The organism is Flavobacterium macacae, from assembly GCF_003865365.1.
Taxonomy (GTDB): Bacteria; Bacteroidota; Bacteroidia; order Flavobacteriales; family Flavobacteriaceae; genus Flavobacterium; species Flavobacterium macacae.
The window spans coordinates 132,557-158,161 of record NZ_RQVR01000001.1; the positions used below are offsets into that span (position 1 = coordinate 132,557).

The 25,605-nt window shown below is 36.1% G+C and carries 29 protein-coding genes; 3 read left to right on the forward strand and 26 right to left on the reverse strand.

What is annotated here, in order from left to right:
• Nucleotides 1-10 precede the first annotated feature (10 nt).
• The 24 genes from EG849_RS00600 to EG849_RS00715 all read right to left on the reverse strand — a co-directional run bounded on the left by EG849_RS00600 (nt 11) and on the right by EG849_RS00715 (nt 21,027).
• Nucleotides 11-646: a hypothetical protein gene (locus EG849_RS00600; protein WP_125011144.1), complete on the reverse strand. Its 636-nt coding sequence runs from the start codon at nt 644-646 to the stop codon at nt 11-13.
• Nucleotides 612-1,232 (reverse strand): LolA family protein, encoded by a 621-nt coding sequence (locus EG849_RS00605; RefSeq protein WP_125011145.1) that lies wholly within the window; start codon nt 1,230-1,232, stop codon nt 612-614. The genes EG849_RS00600 and EG849_RS00605 overlap by 35 nt, the downstream gene beginning before the upstream one ends.
• Entirely contained in the window at nt 1,222-1,995 is a 774-nt protein-coding gene (locus EG849_RS00610) for a polysaccharide deacetylase family protein (RefSeq protein ID WP_125011146.1), read from the reverse strand. Before EG849_RS00610 ends, EG849_RS00605 begins: the two co-directional genes overlap by 11 nt.
• On the reverse strand, nt 1,989-3,053 hold the full coding sequence (locus EG849_RS00615; RefSeq protein WP_125011147.1) for a beta-ketoacyl synthase N-terminal-like domain-containing protein: 1,065 nt from the start codon (nt 3,051-3,053) through the stop codon (nt 1,989-1,991). The genes EG849_RS00610 and EG849_RS00615 overlap by 7 nt, the downstream gene beginning before the upstream one ends.
• On the reverse strand, nt 3,050-4,246 hold the full coding sequence (locus EG849_RS00620) for a beta-ketoacyl-[acyl-carrier-protein] synthase family protein (protein WP_125011148.1): 1,197 nt from the start codon (nt 4,244-4,246) through the stop codon (nt 3,050-3,052). The genes EG849_RS00615 and EG849_RS00620 overlap by 4 nt, the downstream gene beginning before the upstream one ends.
• Before the next feature lie 3 nt (nt 4,247-4,249).
• Nucleotides 4,250-4,507 (reverse strand): phosphopantetheine-binding protein, encoded by a 258-nt coding sequence (locus EG849_RS00625; protein WP_125011149.1) that lies wholly within the window; start codon nt 4,505-4,507, stop codon nt 4,250-4,252.
• A gap of 2 nt (nt 4,508-4,509) precedes the next feature.
• Complete coding sequence (locus tag EG849_RS00630; RefSeq protein WP_125011150.1) at nt 4,510-5,124, reverse strand: 3-oxoacyl-ACP synthase; 615 nt, start codon at nt 5,122-5,124, stop codon at nt 4,510-4,512.
• Nucleotides 5,125-6,261 carry a beta-ketoacyl synthase N-terminal-like domain-containing protein gene (locus EG849_RS00635; RefSeq protein WP_125011151.1) on the reverse strand — a complete coding sequence of 379 codons (1,137 nt, stop codon included), beginning with the start codon at nt 6,259-6,261 and terminating at the stop codon, nt 5,125-5,127.
• A gap of 147 nt (nt 6,262-6,408) precedes the next feature.
• Nucleotides 6,409-6,858 (reverse strand): acyl-CoA thioesterase, encoded by a 450-nt coding sequence (locus EG849_RS00640; protein ID WP_125011152.1) that lies wholly within the window; start codon nt 6,856-6,858, stop codon nt 6,409-6,411.
• A complete protein-coding gene (locus EG849_RS00645; protein WP_125011153.1) occupies nt 6,833-8,095 on the reverse strand; it encodes an ABC transporter permease in 1,263 nt (420 codons plus the stop codon). Before EG849_RS00645 ends, EG849_RS00640 begins: the two co-directional genes overlap by 26 nt.
• Nucleotides 8,088-8,843 carry an ABC transporter ATP-binding protein gene (locus EG849_RS00650; protein WP_125011154.1) on the reverse strand — a complete coding sequence of 252 codons (756 nt, stop codon included), beginning with the start codon at nt 8,841-8,843 and terminating at the stop codon, nt 8,088-8,090. The genes EG849_RS00645 and EG849_RS00650 overlap by 8 nt, the downstream gene beginning before the upstream one ends.
• A complete protein-coding gene (locus EG849_RS00655; protein ID WP_125011155.1) occupies nt 8,843-9,838 on the reverse strand; it encodes a BtrH N-terminal domain-containing protein in 996 nt (331 codons plus the stop codon). The genes EG849_RS00650 and EG849_RS00655 overlap by 1 nt, the downstream gene beginning before the upstream one ends.
• Nucleotides 9,838-10,242, reverse strand: coding sequence for a hypothetical protein (locus EG849_RS00660; protein ID WP_125011156.1), 405 nt, complete (start codon nt 10,240-10,242; stop codon nt 9,838-9,840). The genes EG849_RS00655 and EG849_RS00660 overlap by 1 nt, the downstream gene beginning before the upstream one ends.
• Nucleotides 10,229-10,693 carry an ABC transporter permease gene (locus EG849_RS00665; RefSeq protein ID WP_125011157.1) on the reverse strand — a complete coding sequence of 155 codons (465 nt, stop codon included), beginning with the start codon at nt 10,691-10,693 and terminating at the stop codon, nt 10,229-10,231. Before EG849_RS00665 ends, EG849_RS00660 begins: the two co-directional genes overlap by 14 nt.
• Nucleotides 10,694-10,695: 2 nt before the next feature.
• A complete protein-coding gene (locus EG849_RS00670) occupies nt 10,696-11,121 on the reverse strand; it encodes a hypothetical protein (RefSeq protein ID WP_125011158.1) in 426 nt (141 codons plus the stop codon).
• 6 nt (nt 11,122-11,127) lie between these two features.
• Nucleotides 11,128-12,261, reverse strand: coding sequence for a beta-ketoacyl-ACP synthase III (locus tag EG849_RS00675; RefSeq protein WP_125011159.1), 1,134 nt, complete (start codon nt 12,259-12,261; stop codon nt 11,128-11,130).
• 23 nt (nt 12,262-12,284) lie between these two features.
• Complete coding sequence (locus EG849_RS00680) at nt 12,285-13,187, reverse strand: dialkylrecorsinol condensing enzyme DarA (protein ID WP_125011160.1); 903 nt, start codon at nt 13,185-13,187, stop codon at nt 12,285-12,287.
• A 51-nt stretch (nt 13,188-13,238) separates the two neighbouring features.
• Entirely contained in the window at nt 13,239-14,894 is a 1,656-nt protein-coding gene (locus EG849_RS00685) for a phytoene desaturase family protein (protein WP_125011161.1), read from the reverse strand.
• Between the two features lie 84 nt (nt 14,895-14,978).
• On the reverse strand, nt 14,979-15,866 hold the full coding sequence (locus EG849_RS00690) for an LpxL/LpxP family acyltransferase (RefSeq protein ID WP_125011162.1): 888 nt from the start codon (nt 15,864-15,866) through the stop codon (nt 14,979-14,981).
• Between the two features lie 258 nt (nt 15,867-16,124).
• Nucleotides 16,125-16,373, reverse strand: coding sequence for an acyl carrier protein (locus EG849_RS00695; RefSeq protein ID WP_125011163.1), 249 nt, complete (start codon nt 16,371-16,373; stop codon nt 16,125-16,127).
• A gap of 9 nt (nt 16,374-16,382) precedes the next feature.
• Nucleotides 16,383-17,603, reverse strand: a complete 1,221-nt coding sequence (locus EG849_RS00700; protein ID WP_125011164.1) for a beta-ketoacyl-[acyl-carrier-protein] synthase family protein — start codon at nt 17,601-17,603, stop codon at nt 16,383-16,385.
• 22 nt (nt 17,604-17,625) lie between these two features.
• A complete protein-coding gene (gene fabG, locus EG849_RS00705) occupies nt 17,626-18,357 on the reverse strand; it encodes a 3-oxoacyl-ACP reductase FabG (protein ID WP_125011165.1) in 732 nt (243 codons plus the stop codon).
• A gap of 19 nt (nt 18,358-18,376) precedes the next feature.
• Complete coding sequence (locus tag EG849_RS00710; protein WP_125011166.1) at nt 18,377-19,489, reverse strand: WG repeat-containing protein; 1,113 nt, start codon at nt 19,487-19,489, stop codon at nt 18,377-18,379.
• A 17-nt stretch (nt 19,490-19,506) separates the two neighbouring features.
• Entirely contained in the window at nt 19,507-21,027 is a 1,521-nt protein-coding gene (locus EG849_RS00715; protein ID WP_125011167.1) for an HAL/PAL/TAL family ammonia-lyase, read from the reverse strand.
• 128 nt (nt 21,028-21,155) lie between these two features.
• On the opposite strand from EG849_RS00715, the gene EG849_RS00720 reads away from it, so the two are divergent.
• Nucleotides 21,156-22,394: an NAD(P)/FAD-dependent oxidoreductase gene (locus EG849_RS00720; protein ID WP_125011168.1), complete on the forward strand. Its 1,239-nt coding sequence runs from the start codon at nt 21,156-21,158 to the stop codon at nt 22,392-22,394.
• A gap of 27 nt (nt 22,395-22,421) precedes the next feature.
• Here EG849_RS00720 and EG849_RS00725 read toward each other — a convergent pair whose 3' ends face one another.
• The gene (locus EG849_RS00725) at nt 22,422-23,030 is read right to left on the reverse strand and encodes a hypothetical protein (protein ID WP_125011169.1); all 609 of its coding nucleotides are present in this window, start codon (nt 23,028-23,030) and stop codon (nt 22,422-22,424) included.
• Between the two features lie 116 nt (nt 23,031-23,146).
• Here EG849_RS00725 and EG849_RS00730 point away from each other — a divergent pair, with 116 nt between their 5' ends.
• Nucleotides 23,147-23,638, forward strand: a complete 492-nt coding sequence (locus tag EG849_RS00730) for a nuclear transport factor 2 family protein (protein ID WP_125011170.1) — start codon at nt 23,147-23,149, stop codon at nt 23,636-23,638.
• A 58-nt stretch (nt 23,639-23,696) separates the two neighbouring features.
• Here EG849_RS00730 and EG849_RS00735 read toward each other — a convergent pair whose 3' ends face one another.
• Nucleotides 23,697-24,662 (reverse strand): L-threonine 3-dehydrogenase, encoded by a 966-nt coding sequence (locus EG849_RS00735; protein WP_125011171.1) that lies wholly within the window; start codon nt 24,660-24,662, stop codon nt 23,697-23,699.
• A 272-nt stretch (nt 24,663-24,934) separates the two neighbouring features.
• Between EG849_RS00735 and EG849_RS00740 the strand changes: the two genes are divergently transcribed.
• Nucleotides 24,935-25,597 (forward strand): hypothetical protein, encoded by a 663-nt coding sequence (locus tag EG849_RS00740; protein WP_125011172.1) that lies wholly within the window; start codon nt 24,935-24,937, stop codon nt 25,595-25,597.
• Nucleotides 25,598-25,605 lie beyond the last annotated feature (8 nt).

Here is a 25,605-nt window from a genome sequence, read left to right on the forward strand (position 1 = left end):
GTAGGGGAAATTAGTTTCTCAAAAAATTAAGTTCGATTCTTAGTTTGATATTTTTGTGATCAATGATTATTTTCTCTGCTAAAGTATTGTTTTCTGACAAATATTCAATGCTGATTTTCTCTTTTGATTTTGTGGAATGTACTAATTTTTCGAGCTTTATATTTTTTTTACTTACAAATAAAAAATTAAATCGTTTGTCCTCTTTTGATTTTAAAACTGTGAAATCAGTATTTTCAAATTCTTCATCCACTTGAAATTCATTTATAAGCAAAAGCATAAAATCGCGCTTGAGCATATTCACGATAATTTTTCGGTCTAATTCTTCTAAAATAAAATTTACTTTAAACTCGTTTCCTGCAATTTCAAAATCAAATAATTTGTTTCCGAATTCAGTCGTAAAAACAATTCGGTGCGTGGTTTCGTTGATTTTTTTTGCTATGAAAATGCCTCCGAAATCTCTTCCATAAACTGAAATGCTTGATTTGTAAACATAATCTACCGACTTATCTGAAAAGTAAGGTGTTTTGTAAATAGCTTTTGAAACCGGAATTTTGTCGAAATCTTGAACCGTTTTTACAGCACAAGAATTCAATACAACCAATAAAAAAAAACTAATTATTAAAAACGGAATCGTCGATTTTTGCATTGATGGCTTTATTTTTAAAGATAATTTTGGTGAAATCATTTGAAGATTCAATCATTTTTACTTGCGAAACCGTGCCCGATTTGTCAAAATAAAGTTCCATCTGCTTGATGTATTTTTTTAGAGTCGCATCTTTCGGAAGCAATTTGGTGATGTTGAAATCCCTTGTTTTGAAATAGGAAATGGTAAATTCTTTGTCGTCAAACATATTTCCGTTCACGCTACCAACGATCAATTTGTTCAACTTGTCAAACATCTTATTATTATCAATATTGCTTTTTTTGCCGGCGTCATTGATATAAATTTTGTTGTTTTTAAATACGATACTGTATTTGTACGGCTTCAAATATTCCCATTGCAATGCCCCCGGAGCTTTAAAATTCATCTTCCCAGAGGTTTCGATATCTTTTTCAAGAAAGTCTAGATGTTTGTATTGTATAAAATCGGCAGTCAGCGTTTTGGTACTTTTTGCTGTGTTATTTACCGCATTTTTGAAGCTTGAAATCTCGCTTTCAGACATTTTTTGTTCTTGCGAAAAAGCCACAATCGAGCATAAAAAAAGTAGCGTTGTAAAGATTTTAATTTTCATAAGCAGGAATTTCCAGAAGCTGTTCCACCGTAACCGCTTCATAATTATTTTCTTGTAAAAATACCAATAATTGTTCCAAAACCCGAAGCGATTTTAAAGAAGTGTCGTGCAATAAAATAATCGAACCTGGAGAAATTCTAGATTTGATTCGTTTTAAAATCTTCTGTTCGGTTTTAATTTTGGTATCCAAAGACCTCACATTCCAGCCGATTACAAAATGTTTTGTCTCTTTCAACGCTTTTGCAATATTTGGATTTGTGACACCAAACGGCGGTCGGTAATATCTTGGTTTCTTGCCTAAAAATTTCGTGATTGAAATATCGGTTTGTGAAATTTCTTCCAACATCTTTTTTTTGGAGAAAAAACCGATGTTTTTTGAATGTGTAAAGGAATGATTTCCAATCACGTGACCTTCTGCAATTATTCGATCAAAAATTTCAGGGTGTTTTTCGATTTGATTTCCAATACAGAAGAAGGTTGCCTTCACATTATTTTTCTTTAAAACATCTAAAACTTCTGGCGTAATTTCAGTCGGTCCATCATCAAAAGTTATGGCAATTTTTCTATCGGAAGAAAAACTTCGCGAATGCGCTTTTAAGTGATAATTCATCCGAATCAACCCCGAACCAGCCACTGCAATCAGCAACCAAAAGAAAAAAATCAGCACAAAATAGTACCCTTTTATTTCTATGTAAAAACTCAAAATTGACAATAGAAATAAAACAGCAAGCAAGAAAAAAGTATTGCTTTTGTGTGTTAGCATTGTTTTAAAAGTAAGAAACTGTGGTCTTTTCCAAGATATTGATTGTAGATCAAAACGTTTTTATAATTGCTTTTTACAACCGAATTCAACCGAATTATTTCTGGAATTTCTTGCAATTTCAAGATTTTTGAACCTACCCAAACTCCAAAAGAAGAAGCCGTGTGATAATCTCCCGAAAGATGTTTGTAATAAATTTGTGCAGTGTTTTTGAAAAGATTATTAGAAATAGCTTCGTAATATTTGTCAAAATCTACATCACCATTAATTCCTAAAATTACAGCGTCAATATCCTTTACAGCCAATAAATTTTCAGCTAAAAAACTTTCGATTTGACTTTCGATTTGATTCGGGTCTAACCTATTTACAAACGAAATTGAAGCAATTTCAGCATACGTATTAGCTGTTTTCTTATTTTCTAAGATAAAAAAAGTAGCGCCTTCTCCTGCAATGTGCCCTTTAGTTTTTTGGTCTAAAATAGAACTATTTTTTTCATTATCACTTTTGATAACCTTCGCAATCTTGAAAAAATTTGTGGTAAAATCAGCTGATTCATCAATTCCACCCACTAAAATTGTTTCAGATTCTTCCGTTTCCAATTGCATTTTTGCATCAAGCAACGCCGATTCAAACGAAATTCCGCCATTTACATACGTAAAATTATAGGCTTTGCATTGCAGTCCAAGTGCAATCTGCCCGCCCACAGTGTTGTGAGTCGATTGGATAAAAGACGTCGGAGTCAAAAATTCTTCCTTATTATCAATGATTGATTTCAAGAATTTTTCAGAGTCTTCAATACAGCCCAAACCCGTTCCCGTGATGATTGCATCAAGCGTTGAAACATTTGCCTCTTTCATTGCAATTGCCGAAGCCACGATGCCGTTTTTGACACCTTTTGCCATTCTTCGGCTTGCTCCAGGTAAAATATAATCTTTGTAAACGGGTTCTTTTGCTGTCAAAACATTTTCATCTGTTTCTACAACTACTTCTTCCAAAAAGACGGAATCAAAAGTCTTTTGGCACGAAATATTTCCTAAGCCATTGATATATACTTTTTTCATTTGCTTTTTGAAAAGATTACGGTTGAACAATTTCCTCCAAAACCGAAGGAATTTGACAACACATTTTCGATATTTTTTTCCTTTAATTCCGTTACCGGAACCAAATCAAATTCTTCCATTTTTGTCTTGAAATTCAAGTTTGGAAAAATGATGTTTTTTTGCAAAGCCAAAATACTGTAAACCGCTTCAATCGCAGCCGCAGCCGCTAATGTGTGGCCTGTAAATGGTTTTGTAGAGCTAAAATCAGGAACATTTTTACCAAAAACACTTTCAATCGCTCTTCCTTCAGACAAATCGTTGTTTTGAGTTGCCGTTCCATGAGCGTTGATATAATCGATATCCTCTGGATTTAAATTAGCCAGTTTTAACGCTTTTTCCATTGCCAAAAAAGCGCCTTCTCCATTTTCTGAAGAAGCTGTTTGGTGAAAAGCATCGTTCGCATTTCCATAACCAGAAACATAAGCCAAGACTTTTTTTCCTTCTTTTTGCACTATTTCATCTGATTCTAAAACCAAATAAGCCGCCGCTTCACCAAGATTTAAACCTTTCCGGTTATTATCAAATGGCGTGTTAAAAGTGTCTGACAAAATCATCAGCGTTTTAAAACCGTTGATCGTGAATTTTGACAAAGCATCGGTTCCGCCCACAATCACGCGCTCTAATTGTTTAGATTTAATCAATCTTGCGCCAAGCATAATTGCATTTGCAGAAGACGAACACGCTGTACTTATAGTAGTTACAATTCCGTTTATGCCTAAATTATCAGCAATTTTATGCGAAGAATCTCCCGCGTCATTAATCAAAATATAACGGCGATTTTCTTCATTTTCGATAAAATCATAGAAAAAACGTTCGGTCATATCCATTCCGCCAACGCTTGTGGCAGAAATTAGTCCCGTTTTATACTCGTTGCTATTTTCTATTCCTGCATTTTTGACGGCTTGCTTTGCAGCATAAAGGCCGAGCAAAGCTGTTCTTGAAAAATTATTGTCTTCGGGCAAATCAAGCAATCGCGATAACTCAAGATTGGTCATTTTAATCTCGCCTACTTTAATGCTATTTCTGTGATTTGTGTCTATATTTTCAATAGTCGAAATCCCAGAAACACCGCTCAGCAAGGCATTCAGATTCTCTTCCACGGAGTTTCCGATGGCAGAAATAATTCCCATTCCGGTTATGGCAACTTTGCTCATTTGTTATTTTGTTCTGTGTTCTGTGATGTAAGAAGCCATTGAATTGATCGATTGGAAGATTGCTTTTCCCTCTTTTGGATCTAACAATTTGATTCCATAATCTTTGTCAAGCATCACAATCAGCTCTAAAGCGTCGATGGAATCAAGGCCAAGACCGTCGCCAAAAAGCGCATCAGTATCTTGAATTTCATCTACATTTACATCTTCAAGATTCAAAAGAGTGATGATTTTTTCTTTTAGCTCTAATTTTAATGCTTCCATAATTATTTTTTATATAAATTTTCTAAATTTTCTTTTGTGTTTTCTAAAGTTCCTTCGGCCGAAACAAGATACATAAATACCTCGTAATCTTCTTGATATAACTCAGTCCAAGCGCAAAGTACTTTTTCTGCTTTTTCAGTTTCAATTAAAATTTTGGAATAATTTGCCATAAAATCCCAATTGAACGCGTCAAATATAAAGAAACAATTCTCACTTTTCAGCTGATTCTTGATGCTAATTTCGCCCATGCAGATATTGGCGAGCGTATAAACGAAAACGGCCGGACTAGGGAAATATTCGTTTTTATCAGAAATTGACTTTTGGTATTTTACATCGGTATCTAAACTTGATGATCTGTTGGCAAAAAGTAGCGCGATGTCATTCTCCATTTCTGGATTTATCGTTTCTTTCAAAATGATTTCAGAAGCTAAAAAAGTAATTTTGCTCAAGCTGTCCATTTTGAAAAATTTTGGATACGAAATATCAAAGTTCTTGTAAGCTTCTTTGGCAAATTCAGGAAAAGCAATTTCCTTTGACTCGAAGATTTTTTCTCCGTTCAGCCAAATTGCATTTTTTTCAATTTTGCAATACGAATTGATGTACGTTTTCTTTTCCATTTAAATTTTTTCAAAGATAACTGCTGTGTTGCAACCGCCAAAACCCGAAGCTGTTTTCAGGAAAATTTTCAATGCTATATCTTTATTTTCGGTAATGACATTTATTCTTTCGGAAGTTCCTGGGTTTTCAAAACCTAATGATTTGTAAAGCCTATTTCGTTTTAAAGACTCAATTCCGATGACCGTTTCCAGTAATCCGGAAGCACCTAACGTATGGCCATAATAACCTTTTAAGCTATTTATTGGTACATTTTGCAACTCTAATCTTGAGAAAGCAATTGATTCCATTTCGTCATTATATATTGTTGCGGTTCCATGAGCCGAAATAAATTCAATTTGTGAACTTTCAATGTTTGCTTCGTTCATCGCGCTTTTTATACTTCTAAAAAGTCCTTCGCCGGTTCTTGACGGACCAGAAATGTGGTTCGCATCATTAATTGCGCCATCACCAATAATCTTTATATCATTCTTCTTTACCAAATTTTCATCCGAAGTAATGTAAATTGAAGCAGTTGCTTCGCCCAGATTTAGGCCATTTCGCGCTTCATCATAAGGTTTGCAAGGCGTATCGCTTAACGCTTGAAAAGAAGTAAATCCGGAAAGTACGAATTCTGAAAATTCATCGCCGGCAATTACATAAGCGTCGTCATAAATTTCAGCTTGAATCAATCTTTTGGCTGTTGCGATTGCTAAAATTCCCGAAACACAGGCGTTTGAAACCACAATCGGTTGGGTTTTGAAATCAAAGAAATCGGCAATTGTCTTGGCTAAATTTTGAAGATATACTTTTTCAGAAATTTCATCAGAAGACGTATTTAGTTCTGAAATATTTCCTTTTGTGGTCGATAGAATTAGCGCTGTTTTGTCGGTTGGTTTTTTTTGCACAATTGGTTTTAGAGCTAAAATCAGCATTTTTTCCAATTTGGTAAAACCGTCAATCTGGCTAATTTTATTGAATTCTGTTTCTAATTTTGCATCGTCAATAATAGCTCCTAAAAAAGAATTTTGCGAGAATTTTTTGTTTGTATGCGATACAATTCCAGAAATTTCTTTTTCAATATTTTGGATATTGGTTTCCACATCAAAACCAAGGGGCGTAATGCAGTTTGTTGCGGTTATGTAGATTTTTCTCGGCATTGCTTGGTACTGGCGTTTCTTTAAATTCAAATGGTTTCTCCCCTAACCCCGATGGGCGACTGTAGCTTTTTTCTGCATTTTCGCAGGAAAAACTACTGCAGACAGCGGGAAAATGGATTCTCCAAATGCCTGAACTTTCGTTTCAAATTATTTTAACAATCCTACTTTTCGTTTCCATTCTTCATAAAAAGCAGGAATATTGAGCGACAGATTTCCTTCGCTGTCGACGAAAACCTGGACGGTTTCGCCGGTGCAAGCGAGTTGGTTGTTGCTGTCAAAAATTTTAAATCTATAAATTATTTTGGCCGCGGGCGTGTCAATTATCGATGTTTCGATTCTGATTACGTCGCCATATTTTAATGTCAATTTGTGTTCACACGATGATTTGACGATGGGCGTGGTGTACCCTGATTTGTGAATATCAAGGTAGGAAATGCGGTGTTTTCTGCCAAAAGCTTCGCGTCCGTCTTCGAAATAAGTGATGTAATAGCCGTGCCAAACGATTCCCAACGGGTCGGTTTCATTGAATCTGATTCGGATTTCTTCGGAAACAGTCAGGTATTCGGCTTCGTTAAAGGGCTCTTTTTTTCTCATCATAAAATAGTGAAATCAATATCATCGCGATAAAAAACAGGAATAAATAACTGATTTCTGGGACGATATCGAGGAATGTTGCGTTTCTTAAAATGACGTCATAAAAGGCGTTAAGTCCCCAATTCATTGGAGAAATTCCGGCGATGACTTGCATAATTTTTGGCATTGCAAAAACGGGAACCCAAACACCGCCAACCGCCGCTAAAATAACCACTGATGTGGCGCCAAACGGGGCAGATTGTTCTTGCGTTTTGGCGATTGTGCCTAATAAAATTCCGAATCCGATGGCGGCAAAACCTGCGAATAGTGCGACAATGCTCATCAAGCCTAAAATGCCTTCGACTTGCAAAGCCGGCAAATTAAGGTGCGGGAAAAGGTAAACCCCGACGGCAACCATCAGGTAAAATTGGACCATACAAATGACTAAAAATGTGATGGTTTTTCCAGCGATTACGGTAAAATATGAAACCGGATTGGTTCGCAAACGAATCATTGTTCCTTGGTTTTTTTCTTTTACAATATTGATAGACAGCGGAATTACGATAAAAAATATCGCAAAAAGTGTCCACGCCGGAACGTTGTGCTGCGTTGAATTTGGGATAACTTCTTTGTTGTCTTTTGTAGGCGTAATTTCTTTAAAAGTGATAAAGCTTTCTTGCTGAAAGGCGGTTTCGTCTTCGCCCAATTGCTCTTGAAAAGCAGTATAAATCGATTTGGTTTCAATTTGAGAAATCATTTTATCGATTGAACTTTTTACAGCATTTCTGAAAGTAGATTGTGCCGCCGGATCAAAATAAATCTTGACTTCTTTAGACTCGATTTTTTCGGATGAAGTGACATTTGTAGCATCTTCCATACCAAAATCAGCCACAATTTTGTTGACATTTTGGTTTACTTTCAATTGCAAATCTGTCGATAATTTTTTAGGAATTACGATTGCAAGCTGGTATTTTCCTTTGAAAACCAAATCTTTTGCTTCGTTTTCATTTGGTTTAGAAATTACTTCGAATGAATTGCTTTCTGTTAAGTTTTTTTCAATGACTTTTGAAACTTCGCCTTGGTCATTATCAACGAGTAAAATTGGAATTTTTGAATCGCTTACCGTTTTAAAAGTACTGTCTTGGATCAAAGTTATCGTGATAATCAAGACCAATGGCATTACGAAAAGTATAACCAAACCGCCCAAATCACGTTTGAGGAGCAATACTTCTTTTTTTATGGAACTCCAGAGTTTATACATTGTCGCGAAGTTCTTTTCCGATTAATGAAATAAAAACATGCTCAAGATTGTGGGCGTTTTCTGTTTGTGAAATTAAATTTTGAGGCGTTCCTTCTGCAAATATTTTTCCGGCATCGATAATTGCAATTTGGTTGCAAAAATCTTGTGCTTCAATCAAATGGTGCGACGTGTAAATAATTGTCGTTCCCTCAGAATTTAATTTTTTTAGATAGTCAATAATCACGTTTTTGGACTGAACGTCAACGCCAACGGTTGGTTCGTCCAAAAATAAAACAGTGGGTTTGTGCAAAATTCCTGCAATCAGGTTTATTCTGCGTTTCATTCCACCCGAATAGGTATCGATTTTTTTATCGGCGAATTTTAAAAGTCCCAAATAATCAAGGCTTTCAATTACTTTTTCTTTTAAATCTTTTCCCTTCAAGCCATACATTGCGCCAAAATATTCCAAGTTTTCTCTTGCCGTTAAAGTGGGATACAGCGCATATTCTTGAGGAACAACTCCGATTATTTTTTTGATGTTTTTAGAATCGTTTTTATAAGAAAGTCCGTTGATTTTAAATTCCCCCGAAGTTGGTTTTATCAAGCCGCAAAGCATTGAAATCAGCGTGGTTTTTCCGGCACCATTCGGTCCTAATAAACCAAAAATATCTCCCTTTTTTACATCCAAAAAAAGATTGTCTACAGAGAAAATATCGGCATCTCTGTATTGCTTTGAAAGGGATTTTATTTGGATAATTGGGCTTTCCATCAGATTGCCTTTTTTAATTTTTTAAAGAATACTTCTTCACGATTGGCAATGTCTAATAAATGATCGGCCAACCTATTATACACATCATTTTGTGCGCTTCGGTTTTTGTAAACACGAGAAGCCTGTACTGCAAAATCTCTCCACAAATCACCAATTTCAGTCATTTCCAAGGATAATTTTCGAAGTTCTTCATTCTTTAATCGAATAGAAGCTTCTTGCAAAAATGCGGCATAAATAAAACGAAAACCGCCACCGCCAGTTCCAATTTCTTCTTGCATTCTGACCAATTGTGCCAGATAATGATTGGCTTTTTTATTGCCGTGTTTGATAGGCCATTTTCTGATTTGTCGCGACACGAATTTGATTCCTTTTACGCCAACAATTGGAATTGGCGCCAACATATTTCGGCACGTATCTTTTATGGCCGTAATAATCGCTTTTTCAAAATTGATTTCTACCGGAATATGAATCGGATAATACATTTGCCCTCTTGGTGCAAACGCGCCCTTGGCAAAACGAACTTTGTTCAATTCTTCTTCAGTAAGCGTGGTGACATTTTCCATCACTGGGTCTGAAATTAGGTATTGATTGTCATTTTTTCCATAAACAACCAAATTGTGTGCATTAAAATGGAAGCGGTATTCATCAGGAAAATAAGTCAGATTATACACTCCGACTTGCAAACCTGTTGGGATATTATTTTTTAGATTTTCTTCTAAAGCCTTATTTGCACTTGCTTCCGAAGAAAATTTTGTTCTTTTAATTTTGATTCCGAGACGTTTTGCCAGCTTGTTAAAAATCATTCCTGGCAACGGACGATAGCTCACAACGGGTGCGTGATTTACTTTAATAAAAGGAAGGTAAACGAAAAAAAGTCCCGAGCCAATGCCAAAAACCATTGGTTCGCTGATGTTTATTCCTTTGTCTTTCAAAAGATTTGAAGCCACTCCGTTTTCACAATGGGCTGACTGATGATGTGTAAAATCCAGTTGCATTAGTCTATTTTAAAGTTTTTTAAATCGGCCACATTTATACCAAAAGCATTGGCATATTTCTGGAGTACTTTTTCGTTCAAATTCTTAAAAACATTTGGCTTAAAATGCCTTTTCACTTGCCAAACCCATTTCCCGACGTAGCTTGCCAAAATACCTTCGTCCATTCGATGCAATTCCATAAAATACACAATCGGACTTGCTTCGCCTTTTAAAACTTGGTTTTTTGCCTCTTCAATTCGTTCACTGATCAACGCCATTGAATTGTCAAGCGCGATGGTTTTTGGCTCCCAACCTTCGCTTAAAGCGGTGGTATAGTTTCCGTTTTCATCGACAGCATAACACAATTCCTTCATATTAATCGAAGAAAGATTGCTTTTGTCTTGTGGCACTTCATCCTTTTTCATCTTCTTTTTCTTTTATGAATAAATTAATTTCGCACTCCATTAAAAATTCTCCGCCACAAAAAGTCTGGCATTTCATTGTGCAAGTCGTGTAAAATTCGGTGACATAACTTGAAATTAATGTTGCCAAAGTTTCAATTTTTTCGCCTGTTTTTGGTAGCGAATATACTTTTAAAGTCTTGATCGAACTGATAAATCCGATGACGTCTTTTTTATCTTTATTTTGTAAATCTGACTTGTCAAAATAGTCTTGAGCCACGATAGAAGAACAGGTTTGCGCTGCGTTTTCAATCAATCCAACCTCAGCAAAATAACCGTTTTCAACAAAAATATTTTCGGGTAAAATTTCAAAAACCGTCCTTACTTTTTCTTTGTCAAGTTCAAGAATCAGATCGACCATCAGCATCGGTTTTCGATGTGGAAGAAAGTGCTGTATGTTTACGGTCGCGCTCATTTTTATTTTGCCAAAACGGTTTTCATTTGCCCAAAAGCAATTTCCTTATCGTTTAATTTTGTGGAAATATCAACCAAAGTAATTCCCATAAATTCTTGAAGAATTTTTACTTCGGTTACGATTTTGTCATTGATTTTCGGAATTTCATTAATCACGATTTCCTTGATAGAACCAATGTAACCCGTTGGCGCCTGTTCCTTTTTTAGAAAAAAATTATAACCCGTGTGCAACGCCACTGATTGCGCCATATGTTCAATTAATCCGGATTCTGCGAAATTTCCGTTGTCAGCAAAAATGTTGTCTTCCTTAATTGTAAAACCGGAAGTCAGACTCGTTTCCTCGTATGAAAAAAGGCTGTCAACCATCACAAAAGGAAACTTTTGCGGTAGCAAATCTTCGACTGTATTTTTATCTAAAATGGATTCCATAGTTTTTTAACAAACAGTTAAACAAGCGTGAGCATACGAAAAACGGCCACTTTCAGGAACAATCAAAAGTATTTTTTCGCCTTTTTTTAATTTTCCAGAATTCATTAGTTCTTCAACCATCAAATAAATGGAAGCCGAACCGACGTTTCCAACTTTGGTCAAATTCATAAACCACTTTTCTTTTGGAAAATCCATTCCTCTTGAAATCATCGCGTTGTAAAATTTATCTACAAAATAATTTGAAGAAACGTGTGGCAAAAAATAGTCAAAATTGGCAGGATTCATTTTGTGCTTTTCCAACGTTGTTTGAATGCAATCGGAACCTTTTTCTAATATATATTTGTCTAAATCTTTCACATCTTGTTTGATAGAAAAAATAGATTCTTTCAGCCACTCTTCCGAATTATAATCACTCCAGGGCTTGATTTCTCCGTTCTCTAATTTGTCACCCCCAGCATACATACACGCTTCTAACTCATAGGCGAAGGAATACGATTCCATCCAATCAATTCTTAATGAAATGTCGCCTTTTGGCTGGTTTTCTAACAAAAAAGCGCCCGCTCCGTCAGAAAGCATCCAACGAAGAAAATCTTTTTTGAACGCAATAACTGGCTGTTCTTCTAATTTCTGAAGATTCACCACTTCATTATTATATTTATCGGCTTTCAGCCAAGATGATACACGTTCAGATCCTGTGCAAACTGCGTTTTTTGTATTTCCAGATTTTATCGAAAGGAAGCCATATTTCAGCGAATTCATTCCCGCACAGCAAACTCCTGAAGACGAATTCAGTTCCAAAGAATGATTTTTCATCAATCCGTGGACCATAACCGCGTGCGACGGAAGCAAATTGTCAGGCGTTGAAGTCCCGCACGAAAGCAATTCTACGTCTTTTTTGGTGAAATTTTCATCGTATAATTCTTCGATGGCGCGATTGGTCAAGTCTGCGTTGGTGTGCGTCGTCTGTCCGTTTTGATCGAGTGCATAATAGCGCGATTGGATTCCGTTATTTCTCAGAATGATTCTTCTCGCTTTTGACGCTGTGTCATTTACTTTTCCTAAAAAGTTTTCCATTTCGTCATTTGAAACAGCTTCATTAGGCAAATATTTCCCTGATTTCGTTATATATACTTCAAACATAGCGTATTGCGGTCTTTCAAGTGTCAGACACTTTGATAATATTTAATGGCTTTTTTTCGTTTTTGGAACGTTAGTGGGTATGTTAACACGTGCAAGATATAGACAATTGGCGAGATTACCCAAATTGCAATAAATAAATACACATAAAAAACCTTGAGCCAAGAACTGCGCGTATTTTTTCTTTTGCTGATAAATTTCGACCATTTACTGAAAATGAAATTTCCTTTTTTATCAACGTTTACCAAATACGGACTCACATAAACTCCGTTGTTTTCTACGAATTTTTCTTGGAGATTTTCAAAATTATTTTGGCTTAAGCTTTCATTGATGATTTTCCCAAATTTATCTGCTTCGTTAATGTCTTTTTGTGAAACGCCCGGTAGCGGAAAAATACCTAAATATTTCTTTTTAATGCCCGAAAACATCCAATCAACAATAGTAACTACGCTAATTAAATTTCCGGCTCTATCAATAAATGCGAGGTTTCCTTTTAAGTCGGCATTGTTTGCTTTCAATAATTTTTTGACTTTTTCTTGCGCCAAAGCCCACATATTTCGGCAAGCGATTATGGTTACGACCGGAGTATTTTCAAGCAATTTTTTCGCTTGGGAACTTTTCAAAAAAGAGTTTGCCGGAATCGATGGCGTCAAATACCAAACTTGGTAGGAGAATAAAATCAAGTCGTATTTTTTATCTAAGATTTCGTTTGGAATTGGATTTAATTCGGTGGGAATTTGCAAAAATGATTCCGGGAAAACGTCAAAAAAAGTATCTTTATTCCAAGGAAAAGGATAGGGCTTTACTGGTGAAATTGTGTGAAATGAAACGTTCAGTTCTGGATTTTCAACAAGCGGTTTTGCTATATTTTGAGCAATTTCGGTCAATTGTCCAGATTGCGAATAATGAATTACAAGAACATTTTTCATTAATAGGTTTTTTGTTTTAACAAATATAAAAACTACCGTAAATAGTTGATGTTAATTAATTTTTATTTCCTTAAAAGTTCGGATTTTATCTTCCCTTTTTTTGTGGATAAATTCGTCCCAAGTCGATGGATCTTCAGCATCATAAATCCTTATTTTTTGGCCTTCTTCCTTTACTAATAAATCGTCAAAAGAAACGTTCAATATTTTGGAAGCCGTTGCAATTCCAGAGTAGGTCGCGCCTGTCACACCGTGCGATAACGTGCTTGCGCCACACAAAAATAAATTCTCAAATTCCGTTTTACTTTTGTAAGCAAATGGTCCGATTTGGCGAAGCGTTTTCTCGGTTCCATACACATTTCCGTTGGCGGTTTTCACGTAAAACTGATTGGTTTTTGGAGTTCCTAATTCGGCTTGAACAATATGATTTTTTGCTGTCGGAATTATTTTTTCTACCGAGTTCAAAAATTTCTCGATAATTCGCTTTTTAAAAGCTTCGTATTTCGGCGAATGATAATCTTCGGAATCATTAAACTCTTTAAAACTGTCGTAATTTACATACGTCACGACTTCAAAATTATGGTATCTTCCGTTAAAACTCACCGGATCTTTTAACGTGGTACAACTAAAGAAAAAAGCAGGAAATTCGTCGCCTTCCAAGATATTTCCTTTGGTTAAAGTGTCAAAATGTGCATCAATATCTTCGGATTTAAAGTTCCAAATATTCCCAGAATCGATTCCGAATTGTGTCACATCCATATCTAAAGTTAAAAATAGAATCAAAGAGGTAACCGAATATTTTGTGTTTTCTAATTTCTTTGCAAGGCTTTTGCTGATATTTTCTTTTCCGATTAATTTCAAATACGTAGTCGACGGATCGGCATTTGAGATTACATTTTTAGACAAAATTTTTGTTCCATCAGCAAGCTGGATTCCGTAGGCTTTTTTATTTTCGACCAAGATTTTTTCAACAGATTGCTGTGTTCTCACAACGCCTCCGAAACTTTTTATTTTGGTCGTCATTGCTTTAACAATCCCACTTCCGCCACCCATCGGGTAAAATCCGCCGTCAAAATAATGATTCATTACGGAACAATGCACCGGAAAACTGGCGCGATTTGGAGGCAAGCCGTGGTCGCCACATTGTGCATTCAAAACCGCTTTTAAAGTGGCGTCTTTTATGTGCCAATCAATGACTCTTTTTAACGTAAAGAGGGCAAATTTTCCGAAATGTTTCATCGTATACGGAACAATCAAATGTTGCCAAAAACCTTTCAGTTTCGGAATCATTTGCAATTGCTCATTGACTTTTTTTATCAGAAAAAGATATTCTTTTATGTTTTTTTCTTCTTGTGGAAATTGATGAGTCAGACTTTTTTGGAGGTTTTCAATTCCGGCTGGCAAATCATATTTTTTTCCTGCGATGATGCAATGGTCGTAGCTTTCTTTTTTCATTCGGAAGAAAATGATGTCGTTCGCTACGCCCAAGCCTTGGTACAAATTGCTCGTGGATTGCCCTTCGTCTAAAAGTCCGATATAGTGAACGCCGGGGCTGAACCGCTGGCCGTTTAAAGTGAAACTGTGGCACCAACCGCCTGGAACGGAATGTTGCTCTAAAACCAAAACCTTTTGTCCCGCACGTGCAAGACAAAGTGCTGTGGCCAATCCGCCAGCTCCTGAACCGATAATTATTGAATCAAATTCTTCCATATTTTTCACCGCAGATTTGCAGAATTTAAAATCGTAATATTGATTGTGATAAGCAATTAAGAACTGCAAATCTGTGGTGTTTTTCTATTTTTTATCTGGAAATTTATCCCAAAAATCAAAATAATTAAACCATTGCAACGGATATTTTTGCAACATCGATTCCACGCTTTTTATATATGTTTTTAATAATTCGCGGTCGTTTCTGTGCGTGACTTCAGCAACCCTGGCGTACAAATGATAGTGCAATTTTGGCTCTTTCATCACATACACAAAAACTACAGGCACTTTTAAACGCGAAGCAATTAAAAAAGGCCCGGCTGGGAAATTTGCTTCTTCGCCCAAGAATTTTTCAGTAATGCTTTTTGTTCCTTCAATGTATCTGTCGCCGGTGAAACAAACCAATTCGTTTTTTGCCAAAGCGGTATTTATCTCAAAAATATGCGATAAATCGTCTTTGACAATAATGAATTTTGCGGTCGTTTTTCGCGAAACGCTTTCTAAATATTCTTTGATGGCGCGGTGTTCCGTATCTGAAGTCACGACGTTTATCTCTAAATCAAAATCGATGTCGTTGAAAAAATATTCGTTGATTTCGAAGTTTCCGATGTGGGCGGAGATTAAGACGCCTCCTTTTTTTTCGGCTAAAAGTTGTTGCAAGTTTTCGATTCCATCGAATTCATACGTGAATTTTTCGCGCATTCCCGAAGCGATTGCTATTTTATCAATAAGCGTCTGGCCGAAGGCAAAATAGTTTTTGTAGACCATTTTCCTGGCTTTTGCTGATGAAAACCCAAGTCTTTTGTGGAAGTAATAATACATCACACGATTGCTCTTTTTCAGGAAAAGAAAGTAATAGGTGGCAACAAAATATAGAATAAAATAAGCGACCCTGACGCCAAAAGTTTTGATACAGAACACGAAAATCTGATATCCTAAAACGCTTCCTTTGGATTTACCATCCCATTTGCTCATTGTTATTTTATCTAAAGTTAATACGTTGCAAATTCTCAAAGTTACAAACTTGCCAATCACAATTTAAAAAATCCAGAAAAAAACCTGCTATGTTTTTGCAACGTAACAGGTTTTATGTGAAAGTTTAAAAAAGGCCATTGGTTTGTTTTATAACCCCGACAGAAGCGGTATCCTTTTCTTTTTTTCTAAAGAAAAGATATAGTGGATGGCGGGAAAATGGCCTAAAAAACGCCTTTTGTCTGGCTTCTAAAAAAAATGCTATTTGTTCTTGATTTTATTTTCTATCAAGTCATAAAAGTTCTCAAAAGTGGAAATTCCGACGAAATCTGCTTCGCCTAATTTTACTCCGAAATTTGATTCTACGGTTACCACAAGATCTACATAATCAAGGCTATCAAGGCCAAGCGTGTCTTTTAAAACGGCGTCTGGCTCAATGGTTTCAATGTCAACTTCGAATTCATCTGAAAGGAATCCGTTTATTTTTTCTATAATGGCTTCTTTGTTCATCTGCTGGGGTTATATCTTTTTTACAATTAATGCGGAATTTGTACCTCCAAACCCGAAAGAATTGGACAAAAATATATTAATTTCTTTATTAATTGTGTTTTTCGCAATATTTAATTTTTTTGAATCTTCGTCTGGCGTTTCAAGATTGATGTTTGGCGCGATGAAATCATTCTGCATCATCAATATCGAATAGATGACTTCGCTGGCTCCGGCCATCCAACATTCGTGGCCTGTCATTGACTTTGTGGAACTTACGTAAGGATTGCTTTCGCCAAAAATTTGAAAAATCGCTTTGGCTTCATTTTCATCACCTACTGGTGTGGAAGTGGCGTGGGCATTGATATAATCAATTTCTGAAGCTTTGACTCCGGCTTGATCGAGCGCTTTTTGCATCGCTTTTGAAGGTCCGTCCACGTTTGGCGTAGAAATGTGGTCGCCATTTGAAGAAAATCCGTAACCGATAATTTCTGCCAAAATTGGAGCGCCCCGTTTTATCGCGGATTCATAACTTTCTAAAACCAAAGTGGCTCCGCCACCGCTTGGAATCAGTCCGTTTCTTGACGCATCAAATGGTCTTGAGGCTTTTGCAGGTTCGGCTTCGTCAGGCGAAAAAACGCCTAAACCGTCAAAACTGCTCATGGCATATTTGTTGATTTCTTGAGCGCCACCGCAAATGATGGTGTCTTGCAAACCGCTTTTTATCAAATAATACCCCATTCCGATAGAATGAGAACCGCTTGCACACGCGGCGCTGACGGTCAAATTGATTCCTTTTAACCTGAAAATCGTTGACAAATTCATGGTTACCGTGGAATTCATGGACTTAAAAATTGCTCCAGAACCAATTAAGGCCGTGTCTTTTTTCTCGCGAATAATGTCTGTGGCTTCAATGATGGCTTTTGAAACGCTGTCGTTTCCATATAAAATCCCTACTTCATTGCTATCTAAAAATTCGTCGGTGATTTTGGCCTGCTCTAAAGCTTGGATGGTGGCCATATACGCATATTCGGTTTCTTCGCCGATGCTGATTCTTTGCCTTCTGGTCAATAGGTTTTTTAGGTCTGGTTTTGGAACAATTCCGGTTAGCGCAGAACGAAAACCGAATTCTTTTCTTTCTTGGTCATAACCAATTCCTGATTTTCCTTCATATAAAGATTGCTTCACTTCTTCCAGCGATGTTCCGATGCAAGAATGAATTCCCATTCCCGTGATAACTACTCTTCTATCCATATTTTTCTTTACTTGTGAAAGTTTAAGAATAAATTCCTCCGTTGATATTGATGATTTCGCCGGTGATGTAACTCGCTTTTTTAGACACCAAAAAGCTGACCAAATCGGCCACTTCTTCGGCTTCGCCAAAACGATTTACGGGCACTAATTTCACCAATTCTTTTTCATCTAATTGGCTTGTCATATCTGATTTTATAAAACCTGGCGCAACAGCATTTACCGTAATATTTCTTTTGGCCACTTCTTGTGCCAATGCTTTTGTGACCGCAACCAAAGCGCCTTTTGCAGCGGAATAATTGGTTTGCCCGGGCGTTCCTTTTACACCTGAAACAGAGGCCAAATTGACAATTCTGCCATATTTGTTGCGAAGCATTTTTTGGATGAAAAAATTGGTCACATTATAAAATCCGTTTAAGCTGGTGTTGATCACTTGCGACCAATCTTCGTGGTTCATCCACATAAAAAGTCCGTCACGAGTGATTCCTGCATTGTTTACAATTGCTTCCACAATAGCTTCTGGATTTGCCTCTTGCCATTGTGCCAACGCATTTTTTACTTCCTCGGCGTCGGCCACATTAAACTTGATAATTTCTCCTGTATTTCCGGCTTCGATTACTTTTTTCAAAGTTTCTTCGGCCGCCTCTTTATTAGATTGGTAGTTAATCAGAATGTGATAATCGGTGTCGATTGCCAGTTTTTGACAAATCGCGCTTCCAATTCCTCTTGAACCACCTGTTACTAATGCACACTTCATATATCTTTCTGTAAAATTTTTATTTTGAAAATGGTTCCGCGTTATCGTACCATTGCTTTCCTAAAGTGGTTCCGTCTGGTTTTAAAAAACCCCATTGGCTACCGCTTTTTACTCTTGCCACACCGTTGATAAAACCTTTTTGCTCGTCTTTAAACATCGCAAAAACGCCTCCAGCCGTGATTCCGTATTGTGTTGGAATTACGATTTTTCCAGATTCGTTGATGAATCCCCAATTTTTATCTTTGATTGGCGCCAAACCTTCTGCGCTGAAAATTTCGGCATCTTTAAATTGCGGTTCGATTACCATCGTTCCTTTTGTATTGATGTAACCCCATTTGCTTCCGACACAAACCGGAGCTAAATTTTTTGAAAAAGATCTTGCTTTGTCAAATTTTGGCTCGATTGCCCAATTTCCTTTTAAGTCGATGAAACCAATTTTCCCTGCTTTTTTAGCATACGTCATATCTTGAGTGTGGAAATCCCATATTTTTTCAACGCCGTCAATGGCTTTAAATTTTCCTGCGATTACTAATCCAAAAGCCGAGCCATTTTTTGCCCAAGTCACATTTTTGAAATAATTCCCTACTTCGTCATAAATGATTTCGACCACCACTTTTCCGGTTTTATCGATAATTCCCCAACGGTCGTTATTTTTTACTCTTGCAAAACCATCTTCAAACGGTTTTATCATATCATATTTTGGTTCTAAAACCACATTCATTTTTGGACCAATCAAACCCACTTTTTTGCCTTGACGGAAAAATGCTACGCCACCTTCAAAATCAAATAATTTATCCGTTTCGGGTGCTTTTTGAACTTCTCCTTTTTTATTGATGTAGACCCATTTTTTATCTTTTGAAACCATACAAATACCGCTGTCAAAATATTTGGCATCGTCAAAAGTTGCCGGAATTGCCCAATCTCCTTTTGGATTTATGAAGCCCCATTTTCCGTTTTCTTCTGCGGCCGCTAAACCATCAGAAAAGTTTTTTGCTGTTTTAAATTTGGGTTGGATTGCAAAATCTCCTTTTTGGGAAATGTATCCAAATTTTCCGTCTTTTCGAACCAAAGCCAATTCTTGGGCATTAGAAATTTGCACGAATGCCAACAATAAAAAGAAAATTTTTTTCATAATGATCCCTTTAAATATTAATTGTTTATCAAATAATCTTTTACTTTTTGAACAAAAGGATACATCACTTGGTCTTCCTTAAATTCAGGAATAATCACTCTGATATCGTCGTATATTTTTTTAGTAGCCGAAGAAATTTCGTTTTTATATCCTAAATAATCGATCGCCTGCACAATGGTAATCAGCTCGATGGCAAGTACTTCAAAAGCATTTTCAATGACTTTTCCGGTAATTACCGCCGCATTTGTTCCCATACTCACAATGTCTTGATTGTCATTGTTATTAGGAATACTGTGCACATACATCGAATTGGAAAGCATTTGGTTTTCAGCGGTCGTTGATGTTGCCGTAAACTGAACACCTTGCATTCCGAAATTAAAACCTAACGTTCCAAGATTGACAAACGGAGGCAAAATCTCGTTGATCTTTGAATTCAAAAGATAATTCAACTGTCTTTCGGCAAGCATTGTCAATTTGGTTATAACCAATTTCAGTTTGTCCATTTCTAAGGAAATATAATCGCCGTGGAAATTTCCGCCGTGATAAACGTGCTTATTTTTTACGTCAATAATCGGATTGTCATTGGCAGAATTGATTTCGTTTTCTAAAATTTCGCCTACATTATTAATCGTATCCAAAACAGGTCCTAAAATTTGAGGCACGCATCGAAGCGAATAATATTCCTGCACTTTTTCGGTGAAAACGGTTTCTTTATTTTCTCCGGTATATAAATGCTCGGCTCTTTTTCGAATCAATTTGCTATCAGCAAGGTGATTTCTCATTCTTTCCGCCACATCTTGCTGTCCTTTGTGAAGTTTGGTATTGTTCAATTCTGATGATAAATGATCGTCATACGCTTTTACGATTTCGTTAATAGCGCACGAAAATTGAAGCGACCAATCTAACAATTTTTCCGCATTGTAATGATTCACAATCCCGATTCCCGTCATCACAGATGTTCCGTTCATTAAGGCCAAACCTTCTCTGATTTCCACTTGAATGGGTTGCAACTTTTCAATCTCAAAAACTTCTTTTGTTGCGCGTCTTTCACCTTTGTAAAAAACTTCACCTTCGCCAATTAAAGTCAAAGCCAAATGTGCCAATTGCACTAAATCTCCGCTCGCGCCAACGCCTCCGTGTTCAAAAATCAGCGGCGTGATATCTCTATTTATAAATTCTTTCATTAAATGAATTACCGACGGATGAACGCCAGAATTACCTAAAGAAAGTGTGTTCAAACGCGCCAAGATAGCCGACTTTACAAATGTTTCGTTCAGCGGTTTTCCAGTTCCTGAAGAGTGGCTTCTGATCAAATTGTATTGCAGTTGGATTCTGTCTTCGTCCTTGATTCTATATTGCGCCATTGGTCCAAAACCAGTGTTTACGCCGTAGATTATTTTATTTTCTGAAAATTGCTTTAAAAAATCAAAACTTTCAATCACTCTTTTTAGAACAGCATCACTTACATTGACCGCATTCTTTTTGAAAATGACTGACTTGAATTCCTCAAGGCTCAAAAATTCATTAATTACATTCATTAATTCGAGTTTATATCGCTAATTAGATGCCCGTTATTTTATTTTTATATTGAAATATTGTTGCTTAAATTTACATTCACAAATGTAAGATTTATTAAGATAATTTTAAGGTTTCTAAAAAACTAAATATGCTGAAAGAGAATGTTGATGTTTTAATAATTGGCGCTGGACCATCAGGATGCGTTGCCGCAGGCTATTTGCATAAAAATAATGCCTCTATTAAAGTGGTTGAAAAATCAAAATTTCCTCGATTCGTCATTGGAGAAAGCTTGATTCCCAGATCCATGGAGCATTATGAAGAAGCCGGCTTATTGGATGCTTTGTTGCCAAAAAACTTCGAAAAAAAATTTGGAGCCCGCTTTATTCGCGGTAAAGAAATCTGCCTTTTTGACTTTTCTGATAAATTTACCCAAGGTTGGGATTGGACTTGGCAGGTTCCCAGAGCTGATTTCGACAACACATTGGCGCAAGAAATTGTAAGAAAAGGTGTTGATGTAGAATTTGAATCCGAAGTTTTGGACGTGCAATTTGAAGGAACCACCTCAAAAACAATTGTAAAAGACAAAGACGGAAATTTAAAAGAAATTACCGCTAAATTCATCATTGATTCCAGCGGATATGGACGCGTTTTGCCACGGATTTTAAAATTAGACGCGCCTTCTTCGATTCCAGAAAATTCTTCCATGTTTTCGCATGTAAAAGACATAAATCGTCCCGAAGGCCGCGAAGGAACTTTGATTTCCTTTGATATTTTAGAAACAAAAGTGTGGCTTTGGGTCATTCCTTTTTCAGATGGAAATACCAGTATTGGCGTGGTTGGACCAACAAGCTTTATCAATTCACTTTCAAAAGATAACACGGAAGCCTTAAAGTCAGTCATCAAAAGTTCTGATTTTTACAGAGACCGTTTTGAAGGCGTCGATTTTTTATTTGAACCGCATAAAATTGAAAATTATTCATGTTCTGTAACCCAGCTTTGCGGATCCGGATTTACGCTGACCGGAAATAGTTCTGAATTTTTAGATCCTGTATTTTCTTCAGGAGTTTGTTTTGCTACAGAATCGGGAATGCTTTCTGCCAAATTATTTTTAAAAGAATTAAAAGGCGAAAAAGTAGATTGGGATAAAGAATATACCGAATATATGCGTCGCGGTGTCAATGTTTTTGCGACATACGTCAAAGAATGGTACACCGGAAACTTACAAACTTTGTTTTTTCACCGACCTGAAAATCCCGACGTGAAACGAAAAATTTGTGCTGTTTTAGCCGGATATGTTTGGGATGAAGAAAATCCGTTTGTAAAAAAACACGATAATGTCATTAAGAATATGGCTTACATTTTAAATAACGAAAAAAGCGCCCAATAAGGCGCTTTTTTATATTTTCATTGCTTATTATCTGTAAGCTTTCTTAACGATTTCTTTTCCTAGCGATTTTCCAGATTTTGCAAAACCTTCTCCGATTCTTGATTCGTTACTAAAATTATTTCCCCATTGATCTCCAGGAGCTTCTTCACTTTTAATTTCTAGCAAGACGTTGCTTTTGTTTGCTGTTTCTACAAATCTATAGTTTAAAGATACTTTTGCTTTTTGTTTCATAACTGCTGCATCCCAACCTGGATAAATCCAAACTACATCTACAATTAAGGTATATTTTGCGCTTTTCAAGTCTTCTTGAATAGTAACATCTTTTTCACTTCCATAAACCTTGTTCATTAATTCTAAGAATTTTGGACCCCAGATAGCTTCTCTGCTTGTTGCCCATTTTTTCTTCCAAACATCACCATTGCCTTTTGTTTTTTCGTTTAATTCAGAAGCTCTTTTAGAAACATATTCCTCATTTGTCAGATTATCTTTCATTAGTTTTAAATCAGAATAATTAAACTCTACATTTAATTCTTTTGCTCCGTTCAAGAATTTATAGTCTCCTTTTATAACTTTCATGTCTTGGGCAATTCCCAATGAAGAAACCAGCAAAAATGCGATCAGCGTAATTTTTTTCATTTTGTTAATTGTTTATGATTAATGATTTTAGATGCAAGTATAGTAAAATTTCTACCATTATATTTTAGATAATCTATAATTTTACAAAAAAAAGTTACTTTTAAAAATCATATTTCATGCAAAAAATTTTAACCTTCATAATTATTGCTTTTACAATAGCAACTTCAGCACAAGACCAAAAGAAAGCCATAAATACCTTTTTGGATTCTTGGCACAAAGACGCTGCAAATGCAGATTTTAAAAATTACTTCGATAAAATTGCCGAAGACGGAATTTACATCGGAACCGACGCCACAGAAAATTGGAACAAGAAGCAATTTGAAGTTTTTGCAAAACCTTATTTTGACAAAGGAAAAGCCTGGAGTTTTTTTGCTTTAGAAAGAAATATTTACTTCAGTTCTGACAAAAAATTCGCTTGGTTTGATGAACTTCTTTCAACGCAAATGAAAATCTGTCGCGGTTCTGGTGTTTTAGAAAAAATAAACGGCCAATGGAAAATCAAACAGTATGTACTTTCAATGACAATTCCCAACGACACTTCTGACGAAGTTATTAAAGCAAAAGAAGCCATTGAAAATCTGCTTATTGAAAAACTTAAAAAGAAATAAAATAAAAAGCCGAAAGAGAATTCCTCTTTCGGCTTTTTTTATTGAATTAAACCAATCATTATCTAAATTGACTAATTTTTTCCAATTCTTTTAAATGGTCCAACATATCTTTGGTCATGCTTTCCAAGTCAAAATCGTGTTTCCAGCCCCAGTCTTTTCTTGCTTCAGAATCATCAATACTTGATGGCCAGCTGTCTGCGATTTTTTGCCTGAAATCAGGTTCATACGAAATTGAAAATTCTGGAATATGTTTTTTAATTTCAGTCGCAATTTCAGTTGGAGTAAAACTGATTCCAGCTAAATTATAAGCGGAACGAATTTTTATATTTTCTGCCGGAGCTTCCATAATGCTGATCGTCGCACGGATGGCGTCGTCCATATACATCATCGGCAATTTTGTTTCTTCTGATAAAAAGCACTCATATTTTCCATCGCTCAATGCTTTATGGTAAATATCAACCGCATAATCTGTCGTGCCGCCACCCGGAAGCGTTGACCAGCTGATCAATCCCGGATAACGAATGCTTCTGATGTCCACCCCAAAAATATTGTGGTAATATTCACACCATCTTTCACCAGACTGCTTGCTGATTCCATATACTGTTGAAGGTTCCATAACGGTATATTGCGGGGTATCTTCTTTGGGTGTCGTTGGTCCGAAAACTGCAATGCTCGAAGGCCAAAAAATCTTTTTAATTTTTCCTGCTTTGGCTAAATTTAATACGTGGAAAAGCGAATTCATATTCAAATCCCAAGCAAATGCTGGATTTTTTTCAGCGGTTGCCGAAAGCAAAGCCGCCATCAAATAGACTTCTTCAATATTATATTGCTCCACAATTGTTTCAATTTGATTGAAATCTAATGCGTTTACAACTTCAAAAGGCCCTGAATTTACAAATTCTGGACTGCCTTTTCGAACGTCTGAAGCAACGACGGCATCAGTTCCATATTGTTTGCGGAGCTGTTTTGTTAATTCAGTTCCGATTTGGCCACAAGCGCCAATGATTAAAATTTTAGCGTGCATCTGAGAGGATTTTGGTAGTGGCAAATATAACGATTTCGAAAAACAAAAATTACATTTAAATCTTTGATTTCTTTTGAGATTTTAAATTATTTGTGATTTTTACGCCTTTCTATTTATGATAAACTAAAAAACAATAGTTAATAACCTCATATACTAACAATTATTCAACAAACAGACTGTGAAATTTTAAAGAACTTTTATGAATAAACTCGTCTTTGTCGTAAAGATTGCTATCCAATTGTTTATTAACTTTGCAATTCAAAACTATTTAAATGAGAATTTATCCTTATTTGCTTATTGCTCTTTTTTCGGTCTTTGTTTCGTGTAAAGACGACGAGTCAGCACGCCTTGAAGCGAATGAAAAAGTAAGCAAAAAAAACGAACAGATATTTGAAATTATAAACAAAGCTTGGGTTTTTAATTCACCACAGCCAAGTCCCGCTTTGCAAAACAGAATTCAGAATTGGTCAGAATGGCGTCTTTTTATTTCAGAATTAGAGCAAAAACCAAAAAGTTCCATAGGTGCCTTTCAGCAAAAAGCCAAAACGCTTTCTTTAAAAGTGAACGATTTGCAAAATCATATTCCTGCCAGTTTTAACAAGCCAGAAATCATCAGCAGAATTATGACTTTATCGACAAAAATAAAATCTCTTGACCTGTATATCAACTTGAGTTATGTTCAAGACCAAAAAGTCATCAAATTAATTCCTGAAATCAACGAAGAATTAGCGTCGCTGCAATCTCAAATGGAAGAAATCATTAAGAAAAGCGAAATCAGACTTGAAGAAGGAGAAGCAGAAATGTTGCGTTCTGTTCGCGATTCAATTGTTAAGACAGCGCCAGAAGCACCCATTAATTTGCAACAGCAAAAACCGAGTAATACAAGAGGAAACAGCGGTATCGTTCCGAACTTAGATCCAAAACAAAACCGATAATATTATCT